Source organism: Candidatus Reidiella endopervernicosa (assembly GCF_013343005.1).
GTDB lineage: Bacteria > Pseudomonadota > Gammaproteobacteria.
In genome coordinates this window covers 2,504,219-2,529,417 of record NZ_CP054491.1, presented here as the reverse complement: position 1 = coordinate 2,529,417, position 25,199 = coordinate 2,504,219, and the positions used below count along the sequence as shown (strand labels likewise).

The following is a 25,199-nucleotide window of genomic DNA, read 5'->3' as shown; positions in this document are numbered from 1 at the left end:
CTGTACTGGTAAGTAATGCATACAGAGAATTCAATACAGCGTCGTGTTTCACGACAGATCAGCGTCGGCTCGGTAAAGGTGGGTGGCGATGCACCGATCTCGGTGCAGAGCATGACCAACACCGAGACCTGTGATGTCGATGCGACCGTCGGTCAGGTCGAGGCACTCGATCGTGCCGGTGCCGATATGGCGCGAATCTCTATTCCAAGCATGGAAGCCGCCGAGGCGTTTGGTGAAATTCGTAAACGAATCGAGCTACCGCTGATCGCCGATATCCACTTCGACCACAAGATCGCGCTGCGCGTGGCCGAGCTGGGTGTCGACTGTCTACGTATCAATCCGGGCAACATCGGTAAGGAGGATCGCGTACGTGCAGTCGTCGACTCGGCGCGCGATCACAATATCCCGATTCGCATCGGTGTGAACGCCGGTTCGCTAGAGAAGGATATCCAGAAGAAGTATGGCGAGCCGACCCCGGCGGCACTGGTCGAGTCGGCGATGCGCCATATCGACTACCTGAACCGTTTCGATTTCCCCGATTTTAAGGTCAGCATTAAGGCCTCCGATGTCTTTACCACCGTCACCGCCTATCGGGAACTGGCCAGCCAGATCGAGCAGCCGCTGCATCTCGGTATTACCGAGGCGGGTGGTCTGCGCGCCGGTAGCGTCAAGTCGGCGATCGGTCTCGGTATGCTGCTCAGTGAAGGCATTGGCGATACGCTGCGTGTTTCGCTGGCGGCCGATCCGGTTGAGGAGATCAAGGTCGGTTTCGACATCCTCAAGAGCCTGCGTATTCGCAACAAGGGGATCAACCTGATCGCCTGTCCCTCCTGCTCACGTCAGGAGTTCGATGTGATCAGTACGGTCAACGAACTGGAGTCACGCCTAGAGGATGTTCTCGAGCCGATGGATGTGGCAGTGATCGGTTGCGTGGTCAATGGTCCGGGTGAGGCGCGCGAGGCACAGATCGGAGTTACCGGTGGTGAGCCCAATCTGCTCTATATTGGCGGCAAGCCCGACCACAAGGTGGGCAACGAACAGCTGGTCGATGAGCTGGAGCAGAGCATTCGCGACGAGATCGCACGACGTAACGCAGAGACAGAATAGTTTAATCCGTCGGGAACCTGAGCGGCCGTTATCGGTCTCTTCTGGGGTAACCGGCTGCATCAGTAGAAAAAGGTAAAAAGTGGCAAAAAGTATTCAGGCAATTCGCGGCATGCACGACATCCTGCCGGATCAAACCCCGTTGTGGCAGCATCTGGAGCGTAGCGTGGCGAGCGTATTACGCGGTTACGGTTATGAAGAGATCCGTATGCCGCTGGTCGAGAAGACCGATCTGTTCAAGCGCTCTATCGGTGAGGTGACCGATATCGTCGAGAAGGAGATGTACACCTTCGAAGATCGCAACGGCGACAGTCTGACGCTTCGTCCTGAGGGTACCGCCAGCTGTGTGCGTGCCGGTATCGAACACGGTCTGCTCTATAACCAGATCCGTCGTCTCTGGTACACCGGCCCGATGTTCCGACACGAACGCCCACAGAAGGGGCGCTATCGTCAGTTCCAGCAGATCGGCGTTGAAGCGTTTGGTATGAACGGCCCCGATATCGATGCAGAGCTGATTTTTATTACTGCACGGCTGTGGAAGGTGCTCGGTCTCGACGATGTTGAACTGCAGATCAACTCACTTGGCACCAACGAGGCGCGTAACGCCTACCGAACAGTTCTGATCGACTACCTCACCACCCATGAAGCGCTGCTCGATGAGGAGAGCAAACGCCGTCTGCACTCCAATCCACTGCGTATTCTCGATAGTAAGAATCCCGAGATGCAGGCGATGATTGAGGAGGCACCGAAGCTGCAGGAGCACCTCGATGAGGAGTCACGTGAGCACTTCGAACAGCTGCTGGCGCTACTCGATGCTGCGGGAATTCCATACCGCATCAACACCCGTCTGGTGCGGGGTCTCGACTACTACAGCAAGACTGTTTTTGAATGGGTAACGCAGAGCCTGGGTGCACAGGGCACCATCTGTGCTGGCGGTCGTTACGATGGACTGGTCGAGCAGCTCGGCGGCAAGCCGACACAGGCGGCCGGTTTTGCGATGGGCGTTGAGCGTCTGGTCGCGATGCTCGAGGAGCAGCAGAATCTCGAGGTGAGCGGTGCCCCCGATGGCTACATGATCATGGTCGGTGAGCAGTCACAGCGGGCGGGGCTGGTGATGGCAGAGACACTACGCGATGAATTACCAAACCTCTCACTGCTCTGTAATAGCGGTGGTGGAAGTTTTAAAAGTCAGTTCAAACGCGCCGATAAAAGCGGCGCCCAATTCGCCCTGATTCTGGGTGACGATGAGCTGGCAAGGGGTGAGATCGGCGTCAAACCACTACGCGGTAATGGCGAGCAGCAGACCGTTGCGCACAACGATCTGGCACAACATATTTCAAATTTGATAAACCTATAACTGGGAACGGAGAGTCACTGTGGAAGGCTACGTAAGCGAAGAGCAGCAGGTAGAGGCGATCAAGAAGTGGTGGAAAGAGAACGGCGTGGCAGTTGTCAGCGGCGTGGTGCTCGGACTCGGTATTCTCTTTGGTGGTCGCGCCTGGTTTGACTATAAACAGGTCCAGGCCGAGAACTCATCAATGACCTACAGCCTGATGCTTCAGGCGGTAGAGGTTGGTAAACAGGATGAAGCGGTACAGCTCGGCACCGCACTGCTGGCCGATGGTAACAGCGGTGAGTATGCCGCGATGGCCTCGCTGATGCTGGCGCGTATCGAGGTTGAGCGCGGAGCACTGGAGAAGGCGCAGGCCCACTTGCAGTGGGTTAACGATAACGCCTCACTCACCGGACTCAGCTCAGTGGCAACCCTGCGCTTGGCACGACTGCTCTATATGCAGGGCGACAGCGACGCTGCGCTGGCCAAGCTTGAAACCGTACCCTCTGAGGGTTTCGCCTCGGCCTACTCTGAGCTGAAGGGTGATATCTACGCTGCCAAGGGTGAAGCAGATAAGGCGCGAGCAGCGTACTCCATCGCACTGGCGACCAATGGTACTAGCTCCTTCCTGCAGATGAAGCATGATGATCTCGCCGCAGGAGATGCGAAATGAGTAAGTTCCGATTCGCACCCCTGTTGCTGAGCGTTCTGCTGCTGCAGGGCTGCGGCAGTATGTTTCTGGGTGAAGACAACACCGCACCTGCTGCAGAACTGACCGATTTTGATACCACCGTTAAGGTCGATGAAATCTGGGAACGCAGTGCCGGTTCCGGTAGTCGTGGTGATCGTGCCAACCTGGTTGTGGCACTGAGTGGTGAGCGTGTCTACGCAGCAGAGTTCGATGGTGACGTGATGGCGTTTGACGCCAACAATGGTGATCGAGTCTGGATCCACGATACCGATAGCACCATCGGTGGTGGCGTCGGTGTAGGAGAGGGGTTGGTGCTGGTTGGCACGAGCGATGCCGAGGTGGTAGCACTCTCAGTCGAGAACGGTGATGAACTGTGGCGCTCCAAGGTGAGCAGCGAGGTTCTCTCGGTACCGCGCGCAGCCGAAGGCGTGGTTGTTACCCAGACCATCGACGGCAAGATGTTTGGCCTCGATGCCAAAGATGGTAAGCGTCTCTGGATCTACGATCGTACTGTACCGACCCTGACCCTGCGTGGTACCAGCTCACCGGTACTCGCACCCGGTCTGGTGATCAGTGGCTTTGCCAGCGGCAAGCTGACCGCCATTAGCCTCAAGGACGGCAAGCCACTCTGGGAGCGTCGTATCAGCGTACCGAGCGGTCGTTCAGAGCTGGAACGCATGGTCGATATCGATGCCGATCCACTGGTAATGGGCAACGAGATCTACGTCTCCACCTATCAAGGTCGTGTCGCTGCGGTCGATCTGCTCAGCGGAAAGCTGCGCTGGGTGCGTGAGCTACCCTCTCGCGCCGGTCTCGGTGGTGACTATGGTCAGATCTATGTGACCGATGACAGTGGCCACGTCTGGGCACTGGAGCGGGCCAACGGTCGTTCCATCTGGAAGCAGGACAAGTTGACCAACCGCTCGGTCAGTACCCCAGCGGTGGTCGGTAACTACGTCGTGGTCGGTGATTACGAGGGTTACCTGCACTGGATGGATCGTACCGATGGTCACCTGGTCGCACGCACCCGTGTCGGTAGCAGTGGTATCTCTGCAGCGCCGATTGTTGAAAATGAGATGTTGTTTGTACTCGGCCGTGGTGGCGATCTCGCTGCCTACAAGATTGCCGAGTAGTCGTCCTTCGGAATTAAGTAGAACCCCATGCTCCCTGTAATCGCACTGGTCGGCCGCCCCAATGTGGGCAAGTCGACCCTGTTTAATTTCCTCACCCGTACACGTAATGCACTGGTCGCCGATATGCCTGGTGTCACCCGTGATCGTCTCTATGGTGCCGGTCGTGTTGGCGAGCGTCCCTATCTGGTCGTCGATACCGGCGGTCTAAGCGGTAATGCCGAGGGTGTTGATGCGCTGATGGAGCAGCAGGCAATGCAGGCGATTGATGAGGCCGATGCAGTGCTGTTTCTGGTCGATGCTCGAGATGGCATGACCTCGGCCGATCAGGCCATTGCCAATATGCTGCGTCGCTGTAACAAACCAATCTACCTGGCGCTCAACAAGAGTGAAGGTCTGAATATCGATGTCGTCTCGGCCGAATTCTTTGCACTCGGTATCGGAGAGCCTCTGCCCGTTGCATCGGCGCACGGAAGCGGCGTTGCCGATCTGATCGAGATGGTATTTGACGCCTTGCCACCCGAGGAGGAGGGCGACAGTGCCGAGCAGAAGGGGATACGCATCGCCGTAGTTGGACGCCCCAACGTCGGTAAGTCGACGCTGGTCAATCGTATTCTCGGCGAGGAGCGGGTACTCGCCTACGACATGCCCGGCACCACCCGCGACTCGATATTCATCCCCTTCGAGCGTGACGATGAGCGGTATGTCCTGATCGATACCGCCGGTGTGCGCCGTAAGGCGAAGGTGAAGGAGACAATAGAGAAGTTCAGTGCCATCAAGGCGCTGCAGGCGATCAACGAGGCCAACGTCGTCATCCTGGTGCTCGACGCCCACGAAGAGATCAGCGATCAGGACGCCTGGCTCGCCGGACATGCGGTCGATAGTGGCCGCGCGATGGTGGTGGCGGTTAATAAGTGGGACGGTCTTGCGTCGGATGAGCGTGACTGGATCAAGCGTGAACTTGAACGCAAATTAATGTTCCTCGATTTTGCAGACACCCACTTTATCTCAGCACTGCACGGCAGTGGCGTCGGTAACCTGTTCGACTCCATTCAGGACGCCTACGAGTCGGCGACCCGTAAGTTAAACACCCCGGATCTGACTCGTATCCTCGAAGATGCCGTCTCCGCCCACCAGCCACCACTGGTGAAGGGACGTCGTATCAAACTGCGTTACGCACACCAGGGCGGTCAGAATCCACCATTGATCGTTGTTCATGGCAACCAGACTGCGGCAGTTCCGGATAGCTATCAACGCTACCTGATGAACAAATTCCGCAAGATTCTTAAGTTGAAAGGCACACCGATTAGGGTCGACTTCAAGTCGGGTGAAAACCCCTTCAAGGATAAGAAGAAACCACCAAGAGAAAAATTTGGTAAGAAGAATAAACGGATAGAGAAGTATAGAAAGAAGTAGGATTGTTGTTTGATGAAAAAGGGGCTCTTTGAGCCCCTTTTTTTTACGTTGAATATTCAATGGGGCGGCGTCAAGCCTCCTAACGTGGGTGGGTAACTACAAAGTAACTTACAGGCTTGACGCCGACCACGACACCACAGTGGGCTGATCGGTATGGGTGGTGATAATGGAAAGATCGTCGCAGCAGGCGGTGCGCTGCCGATGTTGATAAGCATTTTTAATGTCTGTGTGGATGAGCTGTTGCTAGGTGCACCGATTAGTGGAAGTAAGGCAAGTCAGGGTGTAGCAATTTGTACAGGAAAGGTGCCAGAGCCAATCTTATTATTCACAGTAGTCGGCTAGGTTCCAATCCCGGTGACGATGTTCATCACTAATCAGACTGGATAGCATCTAAGGTGATAAGAATTCGGATTGGCAATCATTTGTAGCCCGGATGGAGCAAAGCGTAATCCGGGAGGGAAAAGTCCCGGATTTCGTTTCACTACATCCGGGCTGCTTGCTGTCTCTGCCTCAGTTATGTCGCTGGCTCTACAGGCAATTATCATGCTATGAACGTATTGTTATGCGCTACTCCTGTTCCTTGACTGAAACAGGAAATTGTTTGTTTCCATCTAGGATGTCTTTTAATCCCTGTCGAATAGCCTTTTGTTCTTTTGCTTCTTCTTCACCAATCGGTAGGCTTTGAATGTCCATCTTTAGAGTTCCATCACCATATAGCAGTCTCAAGCAATCCTCTTCTTAGTAAATTATTTTCATCTTCAACTCTTGCGTGTGCCTCTGGGGAGTATATGCCTTTTTGATATGAACCTCATCGAATTCATATCCTAATGACTTACCCATTTCTTGTAAGAGTTTTGCCAACAAATCGACCATCTTGTCGGACCATAAAGGCTGCACTTTCTCATCCTCTTTGGGAAGCTGCCAAGATGATCCAAGTACGTCTTCCAAGCCAGCTTGATGTTCTTGTATTTCTTGTCGTCAAACTCTAGGTCGATCATGTTTAACGCCTGAACATGATCCGCTGAAACAGTAGCCGCTCTAGTTGCCATTAATGTCTTGAAGATGCGTATTTTTCTTTCTCGATCTTCTCGTGATGTTCGAGCCATTTTGCACCTGAACAGCAAATGAGGGAGCTTAGAAGCACCGCTAATATCATTAACCAGTCACTCAACCGTCATAGCATCTCCGTTGGTGTTCGTGTGTTCTCTTGCGCATAATGCCCGCGTAATGGGCTGGTTTGAAGCCGCTAGAAATACCAGTCCCAATTGATGTGACTGTTAACTTTTTACTGCACAGATACATACATGTCGCTATTTCTGGAAATAGAAATATATCCACTATCGCTGACCGCCATGGATAGCGAAGCGAAGGCGGTTAGTCCCCGATAGTCGACGCCGTCTGCCTATTCGTAGTTGAGAGCGCGAGCGAACGACGAAGAAGATGTCGGCGTAGAGTCAGTGAGGAAGTTGTGTAGAGCCGCGAAGAGGTGATTACGCAACGAACGCAGACGAGTCGGGGCGCCGTAGGCATAAACGGTCGCGTTAAGTATTTGCCGCTTGCTTGGGCTTGGATGCCCAAAACATGCTTCCGCAAAAATAGCGACTCCCCGACATCCTCTCGTAGGTAAGCATATTGCGGAGTAAGCAAAAGAAGCTTTCGGATTTTATTACTTCCCATTGTCTACTTTATGAACTGAAGCTTGAACACTCCCACCAACCCTGAAATTTTCGAGTCCTGTTTTGACTATATCGGAGGTTATCTCGGTAAAGAAAATAGGCAGCGTTGCACTTGCGACAATACCAAAAGAGGTGTAATCCAATTTGAAACAATATTATTAAGTGGATTAGCCATATAGGACGAAACCGCCACTGCAAAGATTAAGCCCAATACAGATAGCCACAATATTCTTTCGCTGACCGCCATGGATAGCGAAGCGAAGGCGGTTAGTCCGCGATAGTCGACGCCGTCTGCATATTCGTAGTTGAGAGCGCGAGCGAACGACGAAGAAGATGCAGCAGCGGCTTTATGTCGGCGTAGAGTCACTGAGGGAGTTGTGTAGAGCCGCGAAGAGGTGATTACGCAACGAACGCAGGACGTCGGGGCGCCGTAGGCATAAATGGTCGCGTTAAGTTTTTGCTGTTTGCTTGGGCTTGGATGCCCAAAACAAACTTTCGCAAAATAGCGACTCCCCGACGGTCTTTCCTGACGAAAGACCACTAAAAACATATCAAGTGAAAAAATAGCGATACCAGTACAAAAGCGCCACCCAAAACCCACATTTCCTTAGATTTTGATATTACAGCGTTCCTGAATATTAGTACGAATCCCCACATATATAGAGCAGATATGGTGATGAGTATAAAAACTAGAAATAGGAAAGACTTAACTCCAAATATTCCACCCACATATACGTCATATGAAAAGAATTTCTCAACATTCATGTGAATCAGCAATAGATAGGCAGGATAAAAGCTATCCATGATGCGGTTATGAAGTAAAGGATTCCTCGAATGATTAGAGAATAACCATCGGTCTCAATGCTATCAGATAGTTCTATTTTCTTACCCAGAAATCCATTTATACGAGAAAGCATATTCTCTCCTTCGCTGACCGCCATGGAGAGCGAAGTGAGGGCGGTTAGTCCCCGATAGTCGACGCCGTCTGCCTATTCGTAGTTGAGAGCGCGAGCGAACGACGGAGAAGATGCAGCAGCGGCTTTATGTCGGCGTAGAGTCACTGAGGGAGTTGTGTAGAGCCGCGAAGAGGTGATTACGCAACGAACGCAGGACGTCGGGGCGCCGCAGGCATAAACGGTCGCGTGAAGTTTTGCTGTTTGCTTGGGCTTGGATGTCCAAAACAAACTTTCGCAAAAATAGCGACTCCCGGAAAAGCTAACAGATGATTATGTGATCTGCACATTTATTGTGATATTCGGCCAAAGTACGAAGTGGTGGTTTGCTGCATCCATTCAATTGGGTCTCATCCCTTAAGGCTGGCAGGGTTATGTGGAAATTACCCAGTGATGTGGGTGTTTGCAAGTTTGAGAGTGGAGTCTGCCTCTTGGAGGCCATAAACAACAAAGCCTCTGGGAAAGCACGGGATCAGATCTTGAGTTTTGCATCTAGCCTGTCACCTGTTGCCTTTCTTTAGATAAAAACACCCCAATAAAGGGGTGTCTTGGTTACTGCTTTTTGATCAGGCTGTTATCAACCTTCGGCCTCTTCGCCGTGATCGTGACCACCTGGTCCGTGGATGTGGCCGTGGTCGAGCTCTTCCTGGCTGGCTTCGCGGACTTCTACGATCTTCACATCGAAGCTGAGGGTCTCACCGGCGAGGGGGTGGTTGGCGTCTACCTGGATTGACTCATCGGTGGTGCTGATGACGGTGACGATCTGTACGCCTTGCTCGTTCTGGGTGTGGAACTGCATGCCGACGGTGATCTCGTCTGCGTTCTCGAAACGATCACGAGGGATGTCCTGAATCGCCTGATCGTCACGCTCGCCGTAGCCCTCTTCGGGTGAGACGGTGACCTTCATCTCGTGGTCGACGCTCTTGCCTTCCATCTCTTTCTCCAGACCGGGGATGATGCTGCCGGTGCCGTGGATGTAGGCGAGGGGCTCACGACCCTCGGATGAGTCGATGACGTTACCTTCCTTGTCGGTAAGGGTGTACTCGAAGCTGACGACCATATTGTTGGCGATTTGCATGTAGTGATCCGTAAATAGTGATTAAAGAAAGTCGAACAGCATACGCTGATATTGGAGGTAAGCCAAACCGCCAGCCCCCGCCACTACTGGCTTAGCGCCATTTAGCGGTGCTGTTTGACTGGCTTAGTCGGTAAGAAACAGCGCCGGGTCGATGCGGTTGTTGTTGAGGCTGACGCTCCAGTGTAAATGGGGGCCGGTTACACGGCCGGTCTTGCCGACGGCACCGATCAGATCACCTTCACCGAGCCACTGGCCCGCTTTGACGTCGATACGTGAGAGGTGGCAGTAGAGGGTGACCAGCCCTTGACCGTGGTCGATCAGTACGGTGTTGCCATTGAAGAAGTAGTTACCGGTGAGTACTACTTCACCTGCGCCGGGCGCCTTGATCGGTGTGCCTTCGGGCGCTGCGATATCCATACCGCTATGGGGATTGCGCGGTTCACCGTTGAAGAAGCGGCGCAGGCCGAAGCTGCTGCTGCGCGGCCCATCGACCGGGGCTGCGAAGTTGAGCGGAATCTGATCCTGATCGAGCCAGTGGGTGAAGGCGGCCTTCATCAGCTTCGACTCTTTCCAGATGCGGTCGAGATCCTTCTGGTTGGGATTGACGTGGCGCTTGTTCTTCACCGTCAGGTGCTGGCTGCGATACTCCTTGTGGGAGACATCGAAGCTTTTGCTGCCGCCGCCCTTGATGGTGACCTTGTGTTGACCGAGTTTGGCCGAAAGAGGAATACCGACTACAGCCATCCAGCGTCCCTCAGACTCGACCACCATGGTGCGACGCTTGGCATAGCTCACATAGGGCTTGGCGCTGGTGGCCGCAGCTATATCGATCAGTGCCACACCGCCGGGTACCGACAGTGACTTGGGCAGAGAGGCAGCACTGAGCAGGGTGGTAAAGCTGAGTGTGACAATAAATAGTAGGGCTCTAATCATCGTTGCACTCCTCGACGGTGCATATCAGGTTTCCTTTAGACAGCCTCGTCTCCACACGTTCACCCGGTTGTAGCTCTGCGGCCTGACGAATGATCTGCTGATCATCCTGGCGACGCACGATGGCGTAGCCACGATCGAGGGTGGCAAGTGGGCTGACGGTATCGAGCGCTCGGGCGGCAGCAGTGAACTGCTGGCGTTGCTGCTCGAGTCGGCGCTGCATGGTGGTGTGGAGTCGGCTACGGGTAGTGCTGAGCCGGTTACTCAGCGTTTCGATGCGGTGGTGTGGCCGATAACGCTGCAGGTGTGCGTTGAGTGTATCGAGTCGAGCGTGGCGACTGCGTAGTTGAGCGCGGACGGTATTGCTCAAACGCATCGATAGCTCATCGAGTCGCTGGTACTGGCCGCGTAGCTGTTGTCCCGGATGGAGGCGCTGTAGACGACTGGCGAGCCAGTTGATGCGTTGTGAACGCTCCCCGACCTGACTCTGATGGCGTGCGGTGATGCGACGCTGCAGCATGGCAATACGGGTTTCAATCTCGTCCCGGTCGGGGGAGAGCAGTTCGGCGGCGGCCGAGGGGGTCGGGGCGCGTACATCGGCGACGAAGTCGGCGATGGTGAAGTCGATCTCATGGCCAACGGCGCTGACGATCGGGATTGAGCTGTCGAAAATGGCGCGTGCTACGACCTCTTCATTGAAGGCCCAGAGATCCTCGAGCGAGCCGCCACCGCGACCGACGATCAACACGTCGCACTCGTAGCGATCAACGGCAGTGTCGATCGCATCGGCGATCTGCTCCGCGGCGCCCTCACCCTGAACCGCGACCGGATAGATGGTGATCGGGATCGCCGGGAAGCGGCGTTTTAGCACCGAGATGATGTCGCGTACTGCCGCGCCGGTAGGGGAGGTGATGACTCCAATCCGTTTCGGCAGGGTGGGCAGGGGGATCTTGCTCGTTTCATCAAAGAGCCCCTCAGCGGCGAGTTTGCGTTTCAGTGCCTCGAACTCGCGTTGCAGCGCACCGGCTCCCGCCTCCTGCATTGATTCGGCAACCAGCTGGAACTCACCGCGTGCCTCGTAGAGCCCAGCACGGGCGCGGATCTGCACCTGCATACCGTTTTCCGGCTTGAAGCGGACCATCTGACGACGGTTACGAAACATCGCACAGCGGACCTGCGAGTTTGCATCCTTGAGGGTGAAGTAGATGTGGCCCGAGGCGGGTTGGGCGAGGTTGGAGATCTCCCCCTCGACCCAGAGCATCGGCAGGCTCCCCTCGAGCAGCATGCGCACCTCGCGGGTGAGGCGCGAGACGGTGTAGATCTCCCGTTCGCCGCGCTGGGGGGCTGAATTTGGCACTGTTGGACGCATTCGGTCGATCATACCCGAGCTGCTTCGGCTGGGCGAATAGGGGCGCTTTTCGATGAAACGGGCTGGAATCTCTCTGAGAAAGGTCTAAATCAGGTTTACCGAACAGCAGCCAGTCACTATAATGCCATCCCTTATATTCACCGCTTTATAAGGAGTCAGGAAACCATGCGCATCGCCCAGGAAGCCCTCACATTCGACGACGTTCTACTGGTTCCCGCACACTCCAATGTGCTGCCCAAAGATGTTGATCTCAGCACCAAGCTGACCCGCGGTATCAATCTTAATATTCCGATCCTCTCGGCGGCGATGGACACCGTCACCGAACACCGTCTTGCCATCGCCCTGGCCCAGGAGGGTGGCATCGGCATCATCCACAAGAACATGACCGCTGATGAACAGGCGCGTCAGGTACGGATGGTGAAGAAGTTCGAGAGTGGTGTGATCAAGGATCCGATTACCGTAGCACCCACCCTGAGCATCGGTGAGCTGATCGAGCTGACCCGCGCAGAGAAGATCTCCGGTGTGCCTGTCGTCGATGGCGAGGACCTGGTCGGTATCGTTACTAGTCGTGATATGCGTTTCGAGACCCACTTCGACGAGCCGGTCTCCACCATCATGACCCCTAAGGATCAACTGGTTACTGTTAAAGAGGGTGCCAACAAAGAAGATGTACAGAAGCTGCTGCATGAGCACCGCATTGAGAAGGTGCTGGTTGTGGATGATGGATTCCACCTGCGCGGCATGATTACCGTTAAGGACATTCAGAAGGCGACCGACAAGCCCAACGCCTGTAAGGATGAGAACGGCAGCCTGCGTGTTGGCGCGGCGGTTGGTGTCGGTGCCGGTACCGATGAGCGTATCGAAGCGCTCTACAACGCCGGTGTTGACGTGGTGGTTGTCGATACCGCTCACGGCCACTCGCAGGGTGTACTCGATCGTGTTGCATGGGTGAAGAAAAACTTCCCAAGTCTGCAGGTGATTGGCGGCAACATTGCCACTGGTGCGGCAGCTAAGGCGCTGGTCGAGGCGGGTGCCGATGCGGTTAAGGTTGGTATCGGTCCCGGTTCGATCTGTACCACCCGTATCGTTGCCGGTGTCGGTGTACCGCAGATTTCAGCTATTGATAACGTTGCCCAGGCGCTTGAAGGTACGGGTGTCCCGTTGATCGCCGATGGCGGTATTCGCTTCTCGGGTGATATGGCTAAGGCGGTTGTCGCCGGCGGTTACACCATCATGGTTGGCTCAATGCTGGCTGGTACCGAAGAGGCGCCGGGCGAGGTTGAGCTGTTCCAGGGGCGCTCCTACAAGTCCTACCGAGGTATGGGTTCTCTCGGAGCGATGGGTGGCTCGCAGGGTTCGTCAGATCGTTACTTCCAGGAGAGTACCGAGGCAGATAAGCTGGTACCCGAGGGTATCGAGGGTCGTGTCCCGTTCAAGGGATCGATGCAGCCGGTTATCCATCAGCTGCTTGGCGGCCTGCGTTCATCGATGGGTTACATGGGCTGTGCCACCATTGAGGAGATGCGTACCAAACCTGAATTTGTACGAATCACCAATTCGGGTCTCTCAGAGTCTCACGTCCATGACGTACAGATCACAAAGGAAGCGCCTAACTATCGCGTTTAGCGACGTCACTAGTTTGGGAATAGAAACGGCCCCTCGGGGCCGTTTTTTATTGTGTGGAGTTTGTATGCGTCCGTTTAATCGGTTTGCTTAATGGCAATCTTTTCCGGATTGGCCAGTAGCTCTGAAACTGCTTCGGGCGGCAGTGGACGAGAGAAGAGATAACCCTGCAGGCGTTCACAACCGAGATCTCGTAGCTGTTTGAGGTGTGCCTCGGTCTCGACCCCCTCGGCAATTACCTCCATACCAAAGTTGTGTGCGATGGCGACGATGGTCTCCACCATGTCGATATGCTCACTGCCCTGATCGAGATTGAGCACAAAGGAGCGGTCGATCTTGAGCGCCTCAAAGGGGAAGCTGTGCAGATAGCTGAGTGATGAGTAACCGGTGCCGAAATCATCGATATAGAAGCGATATCCACGGTCACGGAACTTGGTCAGCAGATTGTTATTGGCGGTGGTGTCGGCCATCAGGGTGCTTTCGGTTATCTCCAGTCTCAGGCAGCTTGGATCGAAGCCGACACCCAACAAGATCGTCTCAATGCAGTTAAACAGATCGGCCTGAAGAAGCTGTTTGCCGGAGAGATTGACGCTGATGTAGAGGTCTTTGAATTTCGGGTGTGCTTCGCGCCACTGTTTGGTGTGTTTACAGGCCTGATGCAGTACCCACATACCCAGTTCGTTGATCAGCCCTGTCTCCTCAGCCACTGGTATGAACTCAACCGGTGAGACCATGCTGCCATCACTGCGTTGCCAACGTGCCAGTGCTTCGAAGCCCTCGATCTCTCCGGTGGCTGCGGCGACAATGGGTTGATAGTGGACCGAGAGCTCCTGGTTCTCGAAGGCGCGGCGCAGGTCGGTCTCCATGGTGAGGCGGGAGAGGGCAGAGGTGTGCATCGCCTCATCGAAGAAGACGGTCTGAATGCTGCTCTCCGATTTGGCACGATACATCGCGGTGTCGGCGTCTCGAAGGATCTCCTCTGGTTCTTTATAGTCGCTGTTGCCAAAGGCGATACCGATACTACAGGGGGCAAAGATCTCGTGACCAATCAGATCGATGGGATTGCGCAGTTCGGAGTGGATGCGACTGGTGACACGTGAGATATCGAGTTCCGATTCAGGACCTTCGATTAGCATGGTGAACTCATCGCCACCGAGGCGTGCAACGGTGTCAGTTGGTCGGCTACAGCTCTCAAGGCGTTTGGCTACCTTGACCAAAAGTTTGTCACCGAAGCTATGACCCAGGCTGTCGTTGATCACCTTAAAACGATCGAGATCGAGAAACAGTACGGCAAATTTGTAGTCTTGATTGCGTTCATGGCGAGCCATCGCCTGCGCAAGGCGATCCATGAAGAGTAACCGATTGGGTAGCCCCGTCAGGTCGTCGTGGTAGGCGTTGTGCAGCAGGCTCTGTTCGGCCTCATTACGTTGAATCATGCCTCCGATGGTGTGGCTGATGGTTGAGAGCAGCTGGATCTCCTCCTCACTTCGCTGATGGTCGTGATCGAGGTAGAGGGTGAGTATGCCGAGCAGTCGGTCACTACTCTTGATCGGCAGGCAGTAGTGACCATGCTGTTCTGAGCCGGAGTCGATCCGGTGATGGTCATCATCGACGCACGCCTTGTAGATGACCTCGCCAGTGGCGGCAGCCTGACCACAAAGACAGACTCCGAGAGGAACGGTAGCACACTTCTCGACAGTCTTGGCAGGCATGCCGGACTGGGTTGCCATCTCCAGTGTGTCGCCACTGTCATTAACGAGATAAACCGCCCCCTTGCCCTGCAGGTTTAACCAGGAGGTGGCCAGAAGCTGATGTAAAATCTGTTCTAGGCGTTGCTCAAAGGGGGCGGGTTGAAGGGAGGTTTCCAGCACTGAAGCAATTAGTTGTTGCGATGCGTAGTCGCGTTCGATCTTCTCCTCAGCCGCCTTGCGGTCCGAGATGTCGCGAATAAAGGCAGTAAAGGCGATCTCACCATCGATATAGAAGGTGGTGATGGAGAGTTCGACGGGAAACTCCTGCCCATCGCGGTTGAGTCCAACCACCTCAACACGACGGTTGAGTTCATGTACCTGGCTGCTTGCTGCGGCTCTCTGTAATCCGTGGTTGTGAGCCTCTCGCAGCCGTTCGGGTACGATCAGATTGGAGAGTACCTCGCCCAGTGTATCCTGTTCGGACCAGCCAAAGATGGTTGAAGCCTGCTCGTTCCAGCCGGTGATGATGCCGTTGGCGTCGGCGGTGATAATTGCATCGAGCGAGCTGGAGACGATGGCACGGGTTCGTGCCTCATTCTCCTGTAGTGAATCAAATATCTGCTCGCGTTCTTCCACCCGTGTGATGATTTGTCGTCTGGCGATGCCGATGCCGGTTAGACCCAGTACCCAGATGAATGTGTGACCCGCACCCAGAGTGATCATGCGCATCTCTCTGAGGCGTTCAATGGGGGTCAATGGAACCGAGACACTAACACCGCCGGCCAGATCGCCGACCGTAAATCCCTGTTGGGCGTGACACTTGAGGCAGGGGGCCGCCATATGCATGGGACGAATCAGTCGTAGGTAGGGTTCGTTGTTCATGCTGGTGACTTCAGTGAACTCCTTAGCGCCACGCTTGAACATATCGAAAGACTTGAATTCCCACTCATCAGCGGTATTGATTGGATTGAGTGGTTTGATTCCACTGATATGTCCCTCGGCTCCGAACTTGGATTTGGCCAGTTCATTGAACTGGCGCACCATCAGGGCGGGATTTATCAGGGTGAGGGTCTTTCCAGAGGAGGTGACAATATCACGCTCAGGCAGGAACTCGACGTAGGGGTCGGGTTTCTGTGTCTCGGTGACTGGAACGTAGACGCCACCGTGTTTTGTGGCCCAGAGACGGAAGGTCTGATCCTTAAAGAAGTTGGCACGTAGTTCAGTGCGGGCCTGATCGAGCAGTAGGGATTGAACCTGATGGGAGTTCCAGAAGTAGCTGACGAGTATAACGACCGACCACACCGCAGTGAGGATCCAGGCCCAGCCTTTGATTTTAAAAAGCAGTTTTCCCATACAGCAATCAGACCGTCGTTGCGGCTAAAGCAGCTCTCGAGATGTGGTGTACATAATTACCAATGTTAATCACCAGATCATAGGTGAGAATGAGTCAAATTAGTATCCTCACTCGTAGGTAGATAATGAGTGAAAAGCTTACTGATTAAGTAAGTTAATCATGTGGTTAACTATCAATCTTTACGTTGGTTGTTTTGGAGGATGGTGATGGTAGGTGAGTGCTCGACTGAGCTGGCAGGAGTGAGGTTTTGGGCAAAAAAAAGCGGGGCATATAGCCCCGCTCATTACTGCTGTTGCGGCCTTATCCGAAGATATCGTGGGTAATGTTGTCGAACCAACCGTGAGCATAGTGTGCCTCACGCTTGAGTGTCTCCATCGATGCATCCTTTGGAGTGACGCCACCGGAACCCTTGATCGGGGTAACCAGGTTCTTCGCCTTGCTGTACTTGTAGATCATGCCGACCGAGATACCGTAGTTCTCGCCAACGATGCTGTAGCAGGTGTTCTGGTAGGAGGGAACACCGGGCTCTTTCTCGTTGAGCATGGCAACAATCGCCGAAGCACACGCCTTGGCCTGGATATTGGCACTGTAGCCAGACTTCGGCATCTTGGTAGCGATGCTGGCATCACCGAGTACATGTACACCCTTGTGGATGTGTGACTCGAAGGTCGCCACATCGACAGGGCACCAACCCTTCTTGTTGACCAGCCCAGCACTGAAGGCGATCTTGCCAGCCTTCTGTGGTGGGATGACGTTCATCACATCGGCCTTGATGCTCTCGACCTGAGAGTTGATCACCATGTTGTTGGCCTCGACACTCTCCACCTTACCGCCAGCCGCGCCGCCAACCCACTCGATCAGGCTGTTGTCGGTGCCGTAGCCGTAGAGGCGTTTCCAACCCTGGGTGAACAGTCCCTTCTTGGCGAACTTATCCTTGGGATCGAGAATGATGATCTTCGACTTCGGTTTGTGCGTCTTCAGGTACTTGGCGATCAGACTTGCACGCTCGTAGGGCCCAGGAGGACAGCGGAACGGATTGGTCGGTGCAGCGATGACCACGGTGCCGCCGTTGCGCATCGCCTCAAGCTGCTTACGCAGGGTGACAGTCTGAGGACCCGCCTTCCAGGCGTGGGGAATCTTCTCGGCGACCTTGGCGTCATAGCCCTCGATGGCACCCCATGTGAAGCTGATGCCGGGTGAGACGATGCAGCGATCGTACATGAAGCTGTCACCATCGGCGGTCTTGACCATCCGTTTCTCGGCATCGATGCCGGTAACGGTATCGTGCACGATGTTGACACCATGGCCAGCGAGACCGGCGTAGCCGAACTCGATATCCTTGATGCTGCGATCACCCGAGAGTACCTCGTTACTCATAAAACAGGTGTGGTAGTGCTTGTTGGGTTCGATAAGGGTGACGTGGATTGCTGGATCCATCATGCGGAGGTACTTGGCAGCGGTTGCACCACCGACACCACCACCTACAACGACAACGCGAGCCTTGGCAGCGCCACCAAGATTGGTTGCACAGCCGACAACAGTAGCGCCGACGGCGAGGCCACCGGAAATTTTAAGAAAATCACGACGATTGAAATTACTCATAATCTTTAGCTCTCCTTACTGCTGGCTGGCGTAGTAGTTGAGAACGGCATCAACGCCGCCTTTGCCATGCTTCTCAACCATGCTCTTAACTTTCTTGGACATCTTCTTCGGCCCCTCGCGGTGGCTCATTTTGAAGTCTTCCATTGAGTAGGTGAGGTAGAGCTTCGATTGTCCGGAGAGAACCGGACCTTCTTCATTGTTGCGGCCGCCATCTTCATGGCACTTTTCGCAATACTCATCGTGAAGCTTCTTACCCAGCGCTGCATCAGTACGATCGAAGCTCTGCTTCATACCGACTGGTTTTTGCTGGGAGAAGTAACCGGCCATCTTGCCGATATCCTCATCACTATAACCCTTGGCAACACGCCCCATTACTGTCGCTTTACGTTCGCCGCTCTTGAACGCCTTCATGGTGTCGGTGAAGTACTCAGCTGTAGAACCAGCGATTGAGGGCATGATGCCGACGCTGTTGCCCTGATAGCCGTGACAGGCTGAACAGGTGCCGGCCAGCGTTTCTGCTGTTGGTCCAGCGGCAAATACAGATGAACTGGCTAATAGTGCGCCAGCAGCGAGTAGTGGGGTAAGAATGGTTTTTTTAGAAACCATAGATCCTCCGTCAATTATTTATGTTGATTATTATTACTTGATGGTTCTACAGATCGATCGATTGTTATTGTTTGTATGGTGAGTTGTTACGCTCCTTCATGTCGTTAGGGATGTCCCTAATGACTATGGAGTCTAAAACAAAATGACCTGTCATTTCAAAGTGTTTTTACAAGAGCAAAATAATAAACGATAAATAGGTCATATGACCTATTTGTTGTTGGGATGAGACTGTATATATAGGCTTTTCGTCATGCTGACGCATGAATGATAGTTAGTAATTTATTACTTGCTAATTAAGTTATTGAGTGAGATTGAGGTAGAGCTGGGGTAGGCGCTGTGGCAGTTCAGAGGCCTTGCGAATAACAACATAGCCCCCCTGGCCGAAGAGGTGGGGCAGGTAGTCATTTCCCTGTTCATCGATGGTGACACAGAAGGGGCGTAGCCCCTTGCGACGTGCTTCGATAATCGCCATGCGTGTATCTTCGATACCGTAACGCCCTTCGTACTGATCGAGGTCGTTCGGCTTTCCGTCAGTCAGCAGCAGGAGCAGTTTCTGCTTGCATGGTTGTGGTTCGAGTAGATTGCTGGCGTGGCGTATCGCGGCACCCATACGGGTGTAGAATCCAGGCTTGATGGCTGCCAGGCGACCGCGAATCTTTGGACTGTATCGCTCATCGAAGGTTTTGAATGTGTGCAAACGGACATGGTCTCGATGGCGTGAGGAGAAGCCGTAGAGGGCGAAGCGATCATCCATCGAGCTGAGTGCTTCAGAGAAGAGGAACAGGGTGTCGCGAATCACATCGACGATACGCAGGTTGGTATCGATCCAGCTATCGGTGGAGAGTGAGAGATCGGCGAGTAGTAGACATGCCAGATCACGACCGCCATTGCGCATGTCGCGATAGAGGCGAGCGTCGCCTTGTGCATGGCCTGAGGCGAGCTGTGCTGCAAAGCGCTCATAGGCGTCGAGATCGATCTCGCTGCCATCGGGCTGCCCCCGTAACCAGACTCGACTCGGTGCCAGCAGCTGAAAACGGTTTTTAACCCGTCGTGCACTGCGGCGTAGATGTTGGGGTAATTCACAGGGTTCTGCCTCAGCAGCAACCATTGGTTGCAGTAGGCAATAATCATCGCGTAGTTCACGCTTTTTATAGTTCCACTCTGGCAGCTTGATACCGTCACCCAGCTTGATGTCGTCGCTTGCCTCTGAGGGGAGGTCTAGATCGAACTTGATCCGTTTGCTGCTGGTGGTTTTATCCTGGGAGATACTCAGCTCATCGAGATCATCGGCGATCTGTTCAGCGCTCTCAAGATCATCCTCTTCGTCGGTGCTGCGATCGACCTTGATAAATTCGGAGTGGGCGAAGATCGCCTCCCAGCGCATCGCAATCAGGCCGCGGTTCTTCTCCGGCATGTCAGTTCGTTTCGCTTTGCGCTTCTGCTCGCCCTTAGCCTTCTCACTATCGCCACTGCTCTCATCTCCGGCATCACTTCGCGGTGATTGTGTGGTGCTATTAGTCAGAGGTGGGTTGGGGTGGAGCCAGAGCGGGACCGGGTGAGGCTCACGCAGTTCATCCGGCAGCGACTCAACACTACCGGGCTCGAGCAAGGCACGGCGTAGTAGCTGCTCTACCTGCGCCTCTTCGTGGGGGAGTTTGTCGATGCCGGGACGAAGTTGTATGTGTGCAGCGACCAGCTCGGTGTAGTAGTCGAGCATGCCGGGATAGCGCTGCAGGGTCTTGAGCGTCAGCTGCTGATTATGCTGTAGCCAGTTGCTGTTGTTGAGTTCATCATCGGCCGCTGCCAGTGCGGCCAGCCAGCTGTAGAGTTTTCGATTCAGTTCACGTTTGGGAAAGAGATCGATGATGGCGGGCAGACGTAGTGCCTGCTCATCACGCCACGCCAGGGTGATCTTCTCCTCACCCTTGGCGATACGTTGCAGCCAGCCGCGACGCGCGTTGCTGGTGCTCTCCTCGGCCGCCTCGACACGCAGTGCACCATCACCACCCAGGGCGCGAAACAGTACGCTGACCGTACGCGCTACTTCGTTCAGTGTAACGGCGGCATCGGGATAACCGGTGTAGGCAGCGCGGGTGATAAAACGGTGCCAGAGTGCACCGACGTGCTCTTCCACTAGTTGCTCTCCTGGTCGTTTTTGTTGAAACAGTCTCGTGGTAGATCGGGGGCGTGACCAAACTCGTGTTCAGAGATGTGACGTGCGCAGTCGTTCTCAAGCCAGAGCAGCAGGTTATCCTTGCCGCGACTTCCCTGTGCCTGATCACAGGCGTCGATACACTGGGCGCATTGGGTACAGGTAAACATCTTACGTTTGATTGAGCGCGGTTTGAGGCGCATCGGGCAGGCGTTATCACAGGCCGCGTTGCAGTCGATACAGTTGGAGACCTTCTGGCTATCGAAGCCGACCACCATCGCCTTGCGATTTCCCATCCAGGCGAGACTCTGAAACAGCCCCACGGCACAGCCGAAGCGACAGAAGAGGTGACGGGCGAGAAGGAACTCCAGCGCCAGTACGGTGGTTGCCGCGAAGATGAAGATCGACTGATTGCGCGTCAGCTCACCGTTAAACAGGTTGGTATAGATCTCTTTGGGTGGAAGCAGATAGGTGAGCAGGCTCACTGCCCAGAGAAAGGCGAAGCCGACCACGGCAACGATCACCAGAATCCAGTACTTCTGATCGGGTGTGAGTAGTGATCCGTTGAGTTGTTGTTCAGGCAGCGATTTTGGTTCCCAGAGGGTGGGCTTACCGCTCGCTTTGAGCATCAGTGAGTTGATCATCTCCACTACCGAGAAGTGGGGGCAGAGCCAGCCACAGTAGAGCCGACCGTAGCGCCAGGCGGTTCCGATCAGCAGTACCGCACCGATGACGATTGGCAGAAAGCCGCGCACTACGATGTTGAACGCCGCCTCGCCTGCACCTATCTCGCCATTGACGAAGGCGGTGAGGCCGAGCGTCCATGGCTGACCGAAGAGGATGAAGTGGTTGAGTGTCAGGTCGAAGCGAAAGATGTCGAGTGGCGGTGCCACCACGAACAGCACGAAAAATGCCGTGCGAACGGCCAGTCGCTTCTGCTGCAGGGTCACGATCCAACCTCTTCATCACAGGCTGTACCGATCAGCGGATAGCGGAAGTTGCGTCCCGCCATTGCCTTGGCGAGACCGATCATGCCGAGCAGCACCAGCGTGGTGTGGCAGGTGGTCACATAGAGGATCACTACCATCCAGGTATAACCGCTAGAAAAACCACCCAGTGCGAAGACGGCGACGCTGACGATTACCAGCAGCAGTCCGGCCCAGATGCTGGCGCGCAGTGTCTGCGACAGGTGGCAGCGGGCCAGTGGGACTGCTGAGTTGCGGTGCTTTAGATAGAGCGAAAGCAGCCAGAGAAAGGCGATGCCGGGCAGGATCAGCAGGTTGGATAGATAGAGCACCTCAGCAAGGACCGCAAGGCGTCGCGCTGAGGTGTCGGGAGTAAGCGCTTCGTTAGCGTCCGAATGTGGCATAGACCACTTCCATCAGTGCATCGACGGTTTCGAGATCATCGGTCAGTGGCTCGACCAGTGCGGCGCGACACGCCTCCAGTGGCTCGTAACCACCCTTGATCAGGGTGGCGGTGTAGACCAGCAGACGGGTCGAGGCGGCCTCCTCAAGATCGTGATCCTTGAGTGAGCGAAGTGCGTTGGCCAGTGCCACCAGGCGGGTGGCGAGCAGGGCATCAATACCGGTCTCGCCGATCAGGATCTCCTTCTCATGCTCGGCAGCGGGATAGCTGAAACGCATGCCGACAAAGCGCTGCCGGGTGGAGGGTTTCATCCCCTTGAGCAGGTTCTGGTAGCCGGGGTTGTAGGAGACCACCAGCATGAAACCGGGCGGTGCCTCGAGTGTTTCGCCGGTGCGCTCAATCGGCAGGATGCGACGATCATCGGAGAGGGGATGCAGCACCACGGTGGTGTCCTTGCGCGCCTCGACCACCTCGTCGAGATAGCAGATCGCCCCTTCGCGTACGGCGCGGGTCAAGGGGCCGTCGCTCCAGTAGGTGCTGCCCTCACCAATCAGATAGCGACCGACCAGATCGGCGGCGGTGAGATCATCGTGGCAGGCGACGGTGTAGAGTGGACGTCCAAGACGCGCTGCCATGTGAGCGACAAAACGCGTCTTGCCACAACCGGTCGGTCCCTTGATAAGGACCGGTAGCTGATGTTTGTAGGCGTGCTCAAAGAGCCGTACCTCATCGCCCTGATGTTTATAGAAGGGCAGATCATCCTGTGCGATCTCATCCTGGGTCTTAACAACACCGGCTTCCATCGTTACTCCTTAAGCGGTTGTCAGTAGAAAGGCGCTGGTGATCAGTGCACCAAGCAGCAGTAGGTAGCCACCCATGAGCAGTCGCCAGCCAGCACGCGCGTGGCGCACGCCCATAAAGAAATCGACCACCAGCTGCGCCTTGAGCAGCGCAATCAGCAGTACGGCCAGTACCAGCTGCTGGCTACTCAGGCCGAATGGGGCAGCCGAGTAGGTGATCAGCGTCAACACCATCAGCAGTAGCCAGATCACGGTACAGGGGCGTGGTTTGAGTATAGACATCATCGGCTCAGCGCATCACATAGATGAGCGGGAAGAGGATCAGCCAGACCAGATCGACCATGTGCCAGTAGGATGCGCCGGTTTCGACACCGGTATGTTCATCGGCACTGTAACCGCCACGACGCGCCTTAAGCAGCACGGCAGCGAGTATCACCATCCCCATGATGACATGCATGAAATGGAAGAAGGTGAGCGAGAGGTAGAACATGTAGAAGGTATTGGTGCTGAGGTTGATGCCCTCGGATATGTGGTGTGCATACTCGAATACCTTTACGGCAATAAACACTCCACCCATTGCGATAGCGGCCAACAGCCAGCGGCTGCAGTGTTGCGCTGATCCCTCACGGATCGCAGCAACGGCACGTACCACAAAGTAGCTACTGGTGATCAGCGCCAGGGTATTGATCAGGCCGGCGCTCTGATTGAGCTGCTGTTGGTAGGTGGAAGGTTCGATTTGCCTAGTCGAGTAAGGCTAGGCGGAAAAGACGCCAAAACCAGTAGCGCGTCAAATGAAAATCAGATGCGAAGTCAAGAGTTCGAGTTGCTCTGCAGGTGAGCGCTGGCGAGTAGTGTGATGCCAAAACATTAGGGATTACTGCTTTAAGATAAAATGGGGAGGGCCTTCGCGTCCCAAAGTAACTTATGAAACGGTAGTCGCCTCAGCCTCATCGCTGCCAACAAAGAAGCTGGCAACATAACAACCGAGTCCGACGATGAAGACCAGTCCGGCAATCTCACGCAGCCAGTAGAAGATGGCGATGTTGTCCTGGGCCTGCATGAAGGACATCGCCCCTGTCTCTGGTAGACGCTGCAGCCAAACCTGCAGGATGCCAGCACCGGTGAGGAACAGGGTGATGAAGACGATTGCCACCGTCATCAGCCAGAACGACCACATCTCCAGTACCTGCGATTTGGCGCTGTTGGCCGCTGCACGACCTCGCAGCATCGGCATCGCGTAGGAGATCATCGTCAACACGATCATCACGTAGGCACCGTAGAAGGCCATGTGGCCGTGTGCTGCTGTGATCTGCGTACCGTGGGTGTAGAAGTTCACCGGTGCGAGGGTGTGGAGGAAGCCCCATACGCCTGCGCCGAGGAACGCCATGACCGCAGTACCGAGTGCCCACAGGGTTGCAACCTTGTTGGGGTGCTCGCGGCGACGCTTGTTCACCATGTTGAAGGCGAAGATGGTCATCATGAAGAAGGGAATCGGCTCCAGTGCGGAGAAGATTGAGCCCCACCACTGCCAGTACTCCGGTGTTCCGATCCAGAAGTAGTGGTGACCGGTACCGACGATGCCGGTGATCAGGGTCATGGCGATGATGATGTAGAGCCACTTCTCGATGATCTCGCGATCCACGCCGGTGACCTTGATCAGGACGAAGGCGAGGATTGAACCGAGGATCAGCTCCCAGACGCCCTCTACCCAGAGGTGAACGGTCCACCACCAGAAGAACTTGTCCTTGACCAGGTTGTCAGGATTGTAGAAGGCGAAGAGGAAGAAGACCGCCAGACCAACCAGACCGATCAGCATCACCAGCGAGACGACTGTCTTACGACCCTTCAGTACCGTCATAGCGATATTGAAGAGGAAGCCAAGGGCAACAATCACGATACCGATCTTGGTAATGGTTGGTTGCTCGAGGAACTCACGGCCCATGGTGGGTAGCAGTGCGTTGCCGGTCATCTGTGCCAGACCCGAGTAGGGCACCAGCAGGTAACCGAGAATGGTCAGTGCACCGGCAATGAGGAAGATCCAGAACAGACCCAGTGCCAGTTTAGGACTGAACAGTTCGGTCTCCGACTCCTCGGGCACCAGATAGTAGGCGGCACCCATAAAGCCAAACAGTAACCAGACGATCAGCAGGTTGGTGTGGACCATGCGGGCCACGTTGAAGGGGATCTCAGGGAAGAGGAAGTCTCCCATGACATACTGCAATCCAAGGATCAGACCGAAAAGGATCTGACCGATGAAAAGGCCGATAGCCGCAATGAAGTAGGGCTTGGCGACGGATTGTGACTGATATTGCATCTCTATTTC

The 25,199-nt window shown here is 54.9% G+C and carries 24 protein-coding genes and 1 pseudogene; 6 read left to right on the top strand and 19 right to left on the bottom strand.

Annotated features, from left to right (window positions below):
• Positions 1-15: 15 nt before the first annotated feature.
• From ispG to der, 5 genes are all read left to right on the top strand, one after another.
• A complete protein-coding gene (ispG, locus tag HUE57_RS13800; RefSeq protein ID WP_078482223.1) occupies positions 16-1,107 on the top strand; it encodes a flavodoxin-dependent (E)-4-hydroxy-3-methylbut-2-enyl-diphosphate synthase in 1,092 nt (363 codons plus the stop codon).
• A 79-nt stretch (positions 1,108-1,186) separates the two neighbouring features.
• Positions 1,187-2,461: a histidine--tRNA ligase gene (gene hisS / locus HUE57_RS13795; protein ID WP_078482224.1), complete on the top strand. Its 1,275-nt coding sequence runs from the start codon at positions 1,187-1,189 to the stop codon at positions 2,459-2,461.
• A gap of 19 nt (positions 2,462-2,480) precedes the next feature.
• A complete protein-coding gene (locus tag HUE57_RS13790) occupies positions 2,481-3,110 on the top strand; it encodes a YfgM family protein (RefSeq protein ID WP_078482225.1) in 630 nt (209 codons plus the stop codon).
• On the top strand, positions 3,107-4,261 hold the full coding sequence (bamB, locus tag HUE57_RS13785; protein WP_078482226.1) for an outer membrane protein assembly factor BamB: 1,155 nt from the start codon (positions 3,107-3,109) through the stop codon (positions 4,259-4,261). The genes HUE57_RS13790 and bamB overlap by 4 nt, the downstream gene beginning before the upstream one ends.
• 27 nt (positions 4,262-4,288) lie before the next feature.
• On the top strand, positions 4,289-5,674 hold the full coding sequence (der, locus tag HUE57_RS13780; RefSeq protein ID WP_078482227.1) for a ribosome biogenesis GTPase Der: 1,386 nt from the start codon (positions 4,289-4,291) through the stop codon (positions 5,672-5,674).
• A gap of 567 nt (positions 5,675-6,241) precedes the next feature.
• Here the strand turns inward: der and HUE57_RS19715 are convergent.
• From HUE57_RS19715 to xseA, 9 genes are all read right to left on the bottom strand, one after another.
• Positions 6,242-6,367, bottom strand: a complete 126-nt coding sequence (locus HUE57_RS19715; protein ID WP_272901976.1) for a hypothetical protein — start codon at positions 6,365-6,367, stop codon at positions 6,242-6,244.
• 45 nt (positions 6,368-6,412) lie between these two features.
• Entirely contained in the window at positions 6,413-6,571 is a 159-nt protein-coding gene (locus HUE57_RS20390) for a DUF6680 family protein (protein ID WP_478210007.1), read from the bottom strand.
• The gene (locus tag HUE57_RS20600) at positions 6,499-6,780 is read right to left on the bottom strand and encodes a DUF6680 family protein (RefSeq protein WP_478210006.1); all 282 of its coding nucleotides are present in this window, start codon (positions 6,778-6,780) and stop codon (positions 6,499-6,501) included. Before HUE57_RS20600 ends, HUE57_RS20390 begins: the two co-directional genes overlap by 73 nt.
• A 268-nt stretch (positions 6,781-7,048) precedes the next feature.
• The gene (locus HUE57_RS13775; RefSeq protein WP_174672484.1) at positions 7,049-7,267 is read right to left on the bottom strand and encodes a hypothetical protein; all 219 of its coding nucleotides are present in this window, start codon (positions 7,265-7,267) and stop codon (positions 7,049-7,051) included.
• Between the two features lie 162 nt (positions 7,268-7,429).
• A complete protein-coding gene (locus tag HUE57_RS19265) occupies positions 7,430-7,900 on the bottom strand; it encodes a hypothetical protein (protein ID WP_236860608.1) in 471 nt (156 codons plus the stop codon).
• 439 nt (positions 7,901-8,339) lie between these two features.
• Complete coding sequence (locus tag HUE57_RS13765) at positions 8,340-8,534, bottom strand: hypothetical protein (protein ID WP_174673383.1); 195 nt, start codon at positions 8,532-8,534, stop codon at positions 8,340-8,342.
• Positions 8,535-8,880: 346 nt separating this feature from the next.
• The gene (locus HUE57_RS13760; protein WP_078482230.1) at positions 8,881-9,381 is read right to left on the bottom strand and encodes an FKBP-type peptidyl-prolyl cis-trans isomerase; all 501 of its coding nucleotides are present in this window, start codon (positions 9,379-9,381) and stop codon (positions 8,881-8,883) included.
• 123 nt (positions 9,382-9,504) lie between these two features.
• Positions 9,505-10,314 carry a M23 family metallopeptidase gene (locus HUE57_RS13755; protein WP_078482231.1) on the bottom strand — a complete coding sequence of 270 codons (810 nt, stop codon included), beginning with the start codon at positions 10,312-10,314 and terminating at the stop codon, positions 9,505-9,507.
• A complete protein-coding gene (gene xseA / locus HUE57_RS13750; protein WP_236725594.1) occupies positions 10,307-11,692 on the bottom strand; it encodes an exodeoxyribonuclease VII large subunit in 1,386 nt (461 codons plus the stop codon). Before xseA ends, HUE57_RS13755 begins: the two co-directional genes overlap by 8 nt.
• A gap of 153 nt (positions 11,693-11,845) precedes the next feature.
• Here xseA and guaB point away from each other — a divergent pair, with 153 nt between their 5' ends.
• Complete coding sequence (gene guaB, locus HUE57_RS13745; RefSeq protein ID WP_078482232.1) at positions 11,846-13,306, top strand: IMP dehydrogenase; 1,461 nt, start codon at positions 11,846-11,848, stop codon at positions 13,304-13,306.
• Between the two features lie 74 nt (positions 13,307-13,380).
• Here the strand turns inward: guaB and HUE57_RS13740 are convergent, their stop codons facing one another.
• The 10 genes and pseudogenes from HUE57_RS13740 to HUE57_RS13695 form a co-directional block, all read right to left on the bottom strand.
• Positions 13,381-16,296 (bottom strand): EAL domain-containing protein, encoded by a 2,916-nt coding sequence (locus tag HUE57_RS13740; RefSeq protein WP_174673382.1) that lies wholly within the window; start codon positions 16,294-16,296, stop codon positions 13,381-13,383.
• A gap of 352 nt (positions 16,297-16,648) precedes the next feature.
• Entirely contained in the window at positions 16,649-17,950 is a 1,302-nt protein-coding gene (locus tag HUE57_RS13735; protein ID WP_078482234.1) for an FCSD flavin-binding domain-containing protein, read from the bottom strand.
• Between the two features lie 15 nt (positions 17,951-17,965).
• Entirely contained in the window at positions 17,966-18,556 is a 591-nt protein-coding gene (locus HUE57_RS13730) for a c-type cytochrome (protein ID WP_078482235.1), read from the bottom strand.
• A 298-nt stretch (positions 18,557-18,854) separates the two neighbouring features.
• Complete coding sequence (locus tag HUE57_RS13725) at positions 18,855-20,690, bottom strand: nitric oxide reductase activation protein NorD (RefSeq protein ID WP_174673381.1); 1,836 nt, start codon at positions 20,688-20,690, stop codon at positions 18,855-18,857.
• Positions 20,690-21,658, bottom strand: a complete 969-nt coding sequence (locus HUE57_RS13720; RefSeq protein ID WP_236725595.1) for a 4Fe-4S binding protein — start codon at positions 21,656-21,658, stop codon at positions 20,690-20,692. The genes HUE57_RS13725 and HUE57_RS13720 overlap by 1 nt, the downstream gene beginning before the upstream one ends.
• Positions 21,655-22,077, bottom strand: coding sequence for a magnetosome magnetite crystal formation protein family (locus tag HUE57_RS13715; RefSeq protein ID WP_078482238.1), 423 nt, complete (start codon positions 22,075-22,077; stop codon positions 21,655-21,657). The genes HUE57_RS13720 and HUE57_RS13715 overlap by 4 nt, the downstream gene beginning before the upstream one ends.
• On the bottom strand, positions 22,058-22,879 hold the full coding sequence (locus HUE57_RS13710) for a CbbQ/NirQ/NorQ/GpvN family protein (RefSeq protein WP_078482239.1): 822 nt from the start codon (positions 22,877-22,879) through the stop codon (positions 22,058-22,060). The genes HUE57_RS13715 and HUE57_RS13710 overlap by 20 nt, the downstream gene beginning before the upstream one ends.
• A gap of 9 nt (positions 22,880-22,888) precedes the next feature.
• Positions 22,889-23,161, bottom strand: a complete 273-nt coding sequence (locus HUE57_RS13705) for a cytochrome C oxidase subunit IV family protein (protein ID WP_078482240.1) — start codon at positions 23,159-23,161, stop codon at positions 22,889-22,891.
• A 4-nt stretch (positions 23,162-23,165) separates the two neighbouring features.
• Positions 23,166-23,594: pseudogene (locus HUE57_RS13700) on the bottom strand (cytochrome c oxidase subunit 3); the annotation flags it as partial.
• A 204-nt stretch (positions 23,595-23,798) separates the two neighbouring features.
• Positions 23,799-25,190 carry a cbb3-type cytochrome c oxidase subunit I gene (locus HUE57_RS13695; RefSeq protein WP_078482242.1) on the bottom strand — a complete coding sequence of 464 codons (1,392 nt, stop codon included), beginning with the start codon at positions 25,188-25,190 and terminating at the stop codon, positions 23,799-23,801.
• Between the last annotated feature and the right edge of the window lie 9 nt (positions 25,191-25,199).

What these genes read in the sequence shown, in the direction of transcription:
- ispG (WP_078482223.1), top strand. Translation starts at nt 16, where the DNA reads ATGCATACAGAGAATTCAATACAGCGTCGTGTTTCACGACAGATCAGC.
- bamB (WP_078482226.1), top strand. Translation starts at nt 3,107, where the DNA reads ATGAGTAAGTTCCGATTCGCACCCCTGTTGCTGAGCGTTCTGCTGCTG.
- der (WP_078482227.1), top strand. Translation starts at nt 4,289, where the DNA reads ATGCTCCCTGTAATCGCACTGGTCGGCCGCCCCAATGTGGGCAAGTCG.
- HUE57_RS19715 (WP_272901976.1), bottom strand. Translation starts at nt 6,367, where the DNA reads ATGGACATTCAAAGCCTACCGATTGGTGAAGAAGAAGCAAAAGAACAA.
- HUE57_RS20600 (WP_478210006.1), bottom strand. Translation starts at nt 6,780, where the DNA reads ATGGCTCGAACATCACGAGAAGATCGAGAAAGAAAAATACGCATCTTC.
- HUE57_RS19265 (WP_236860608.1), bottom strand. Translation starts at nt 7,900, where the DNA reads ATGTTTTTAGTGGTCTTTCGTCAGGAAAGACCGTCGGGGAGTCGCTAT.
- HUE57_RS13760 (WP_078482230.1), bottom strand. Translation starts at nt 9,381, where the DNA reads ATGCAAATCGCCAACAATATGGTCGTCAGCTTCGAGTACACCCTTACC.
- HUE57_RS13755 (WP_078482231.1), bottom strand. Translation starts at nt 10,314, where the DNA reads ATGATTAGAGCCCTACTATTTATTGTCACACTCAGCTTTACCACCCTG.
- xseA (WP_236725594.1), bottom strand. Translation starts at nt 11,692, where the DNA reads ATGATCGACCGAATGCGTCCAACAGTGCCAAATTCAGCCCCCCAGCGC.
- guaB (WP_078482232.1), top strand. Translation starts at nt 11,846, where the DNA reads ATGCGCATCGCCCAGGAAGCCCTCACATTCGACGACGTTCTACTGGTT.
- HUE57_RS13735 (WP_078482234.1), bottom strand. Translation starts at nt 17,950, where the DNA reads ATGAGTAATTTCAATCGTCGTGATTTTCTTAAAATTTCCGGTGGCCTC.
- HUE57_RS13730 (WP_078482235.1), bottom strand. Translation starts at nt 18,556, where the DNA reads ATGGTTTCTAAAAAAACCATTCTTACCCCACTACTCGCTGCTGGCGCA.
- HUE57_RS13715 (WP_078482238.1), bottom strand. Translation starts at nt 22,077, where the DNA reads ATGCCACATTCGGACGCTAACGAAGCGCTTACTCCCGACACCTCAGCG.
- HUE57_RS13710 (WP_078482239.1), bottom strand. Translation starts at nt 22,879, where the DNA reads ATGGAAGCCGGTGTTGTTAAGACCCAGGATGAGATCGCACAGGATGAT.
- HUE57_RS13705 (WP_078482240.1), bottom strand. Translation starts at nt 23,161, where the DNA reads ATGATGTCTATACTCAAACCACGCCCCTGTACCGTGATCTGGCTACTG.
- HUE57_RS13695 (WP_078482242.1), bottom strand. Translation starts at nt 25,190, where the DNA reads ATGCAATATCAGTCACAATCCGTCGCCAAGCCCTACTTCATTGCGGCT.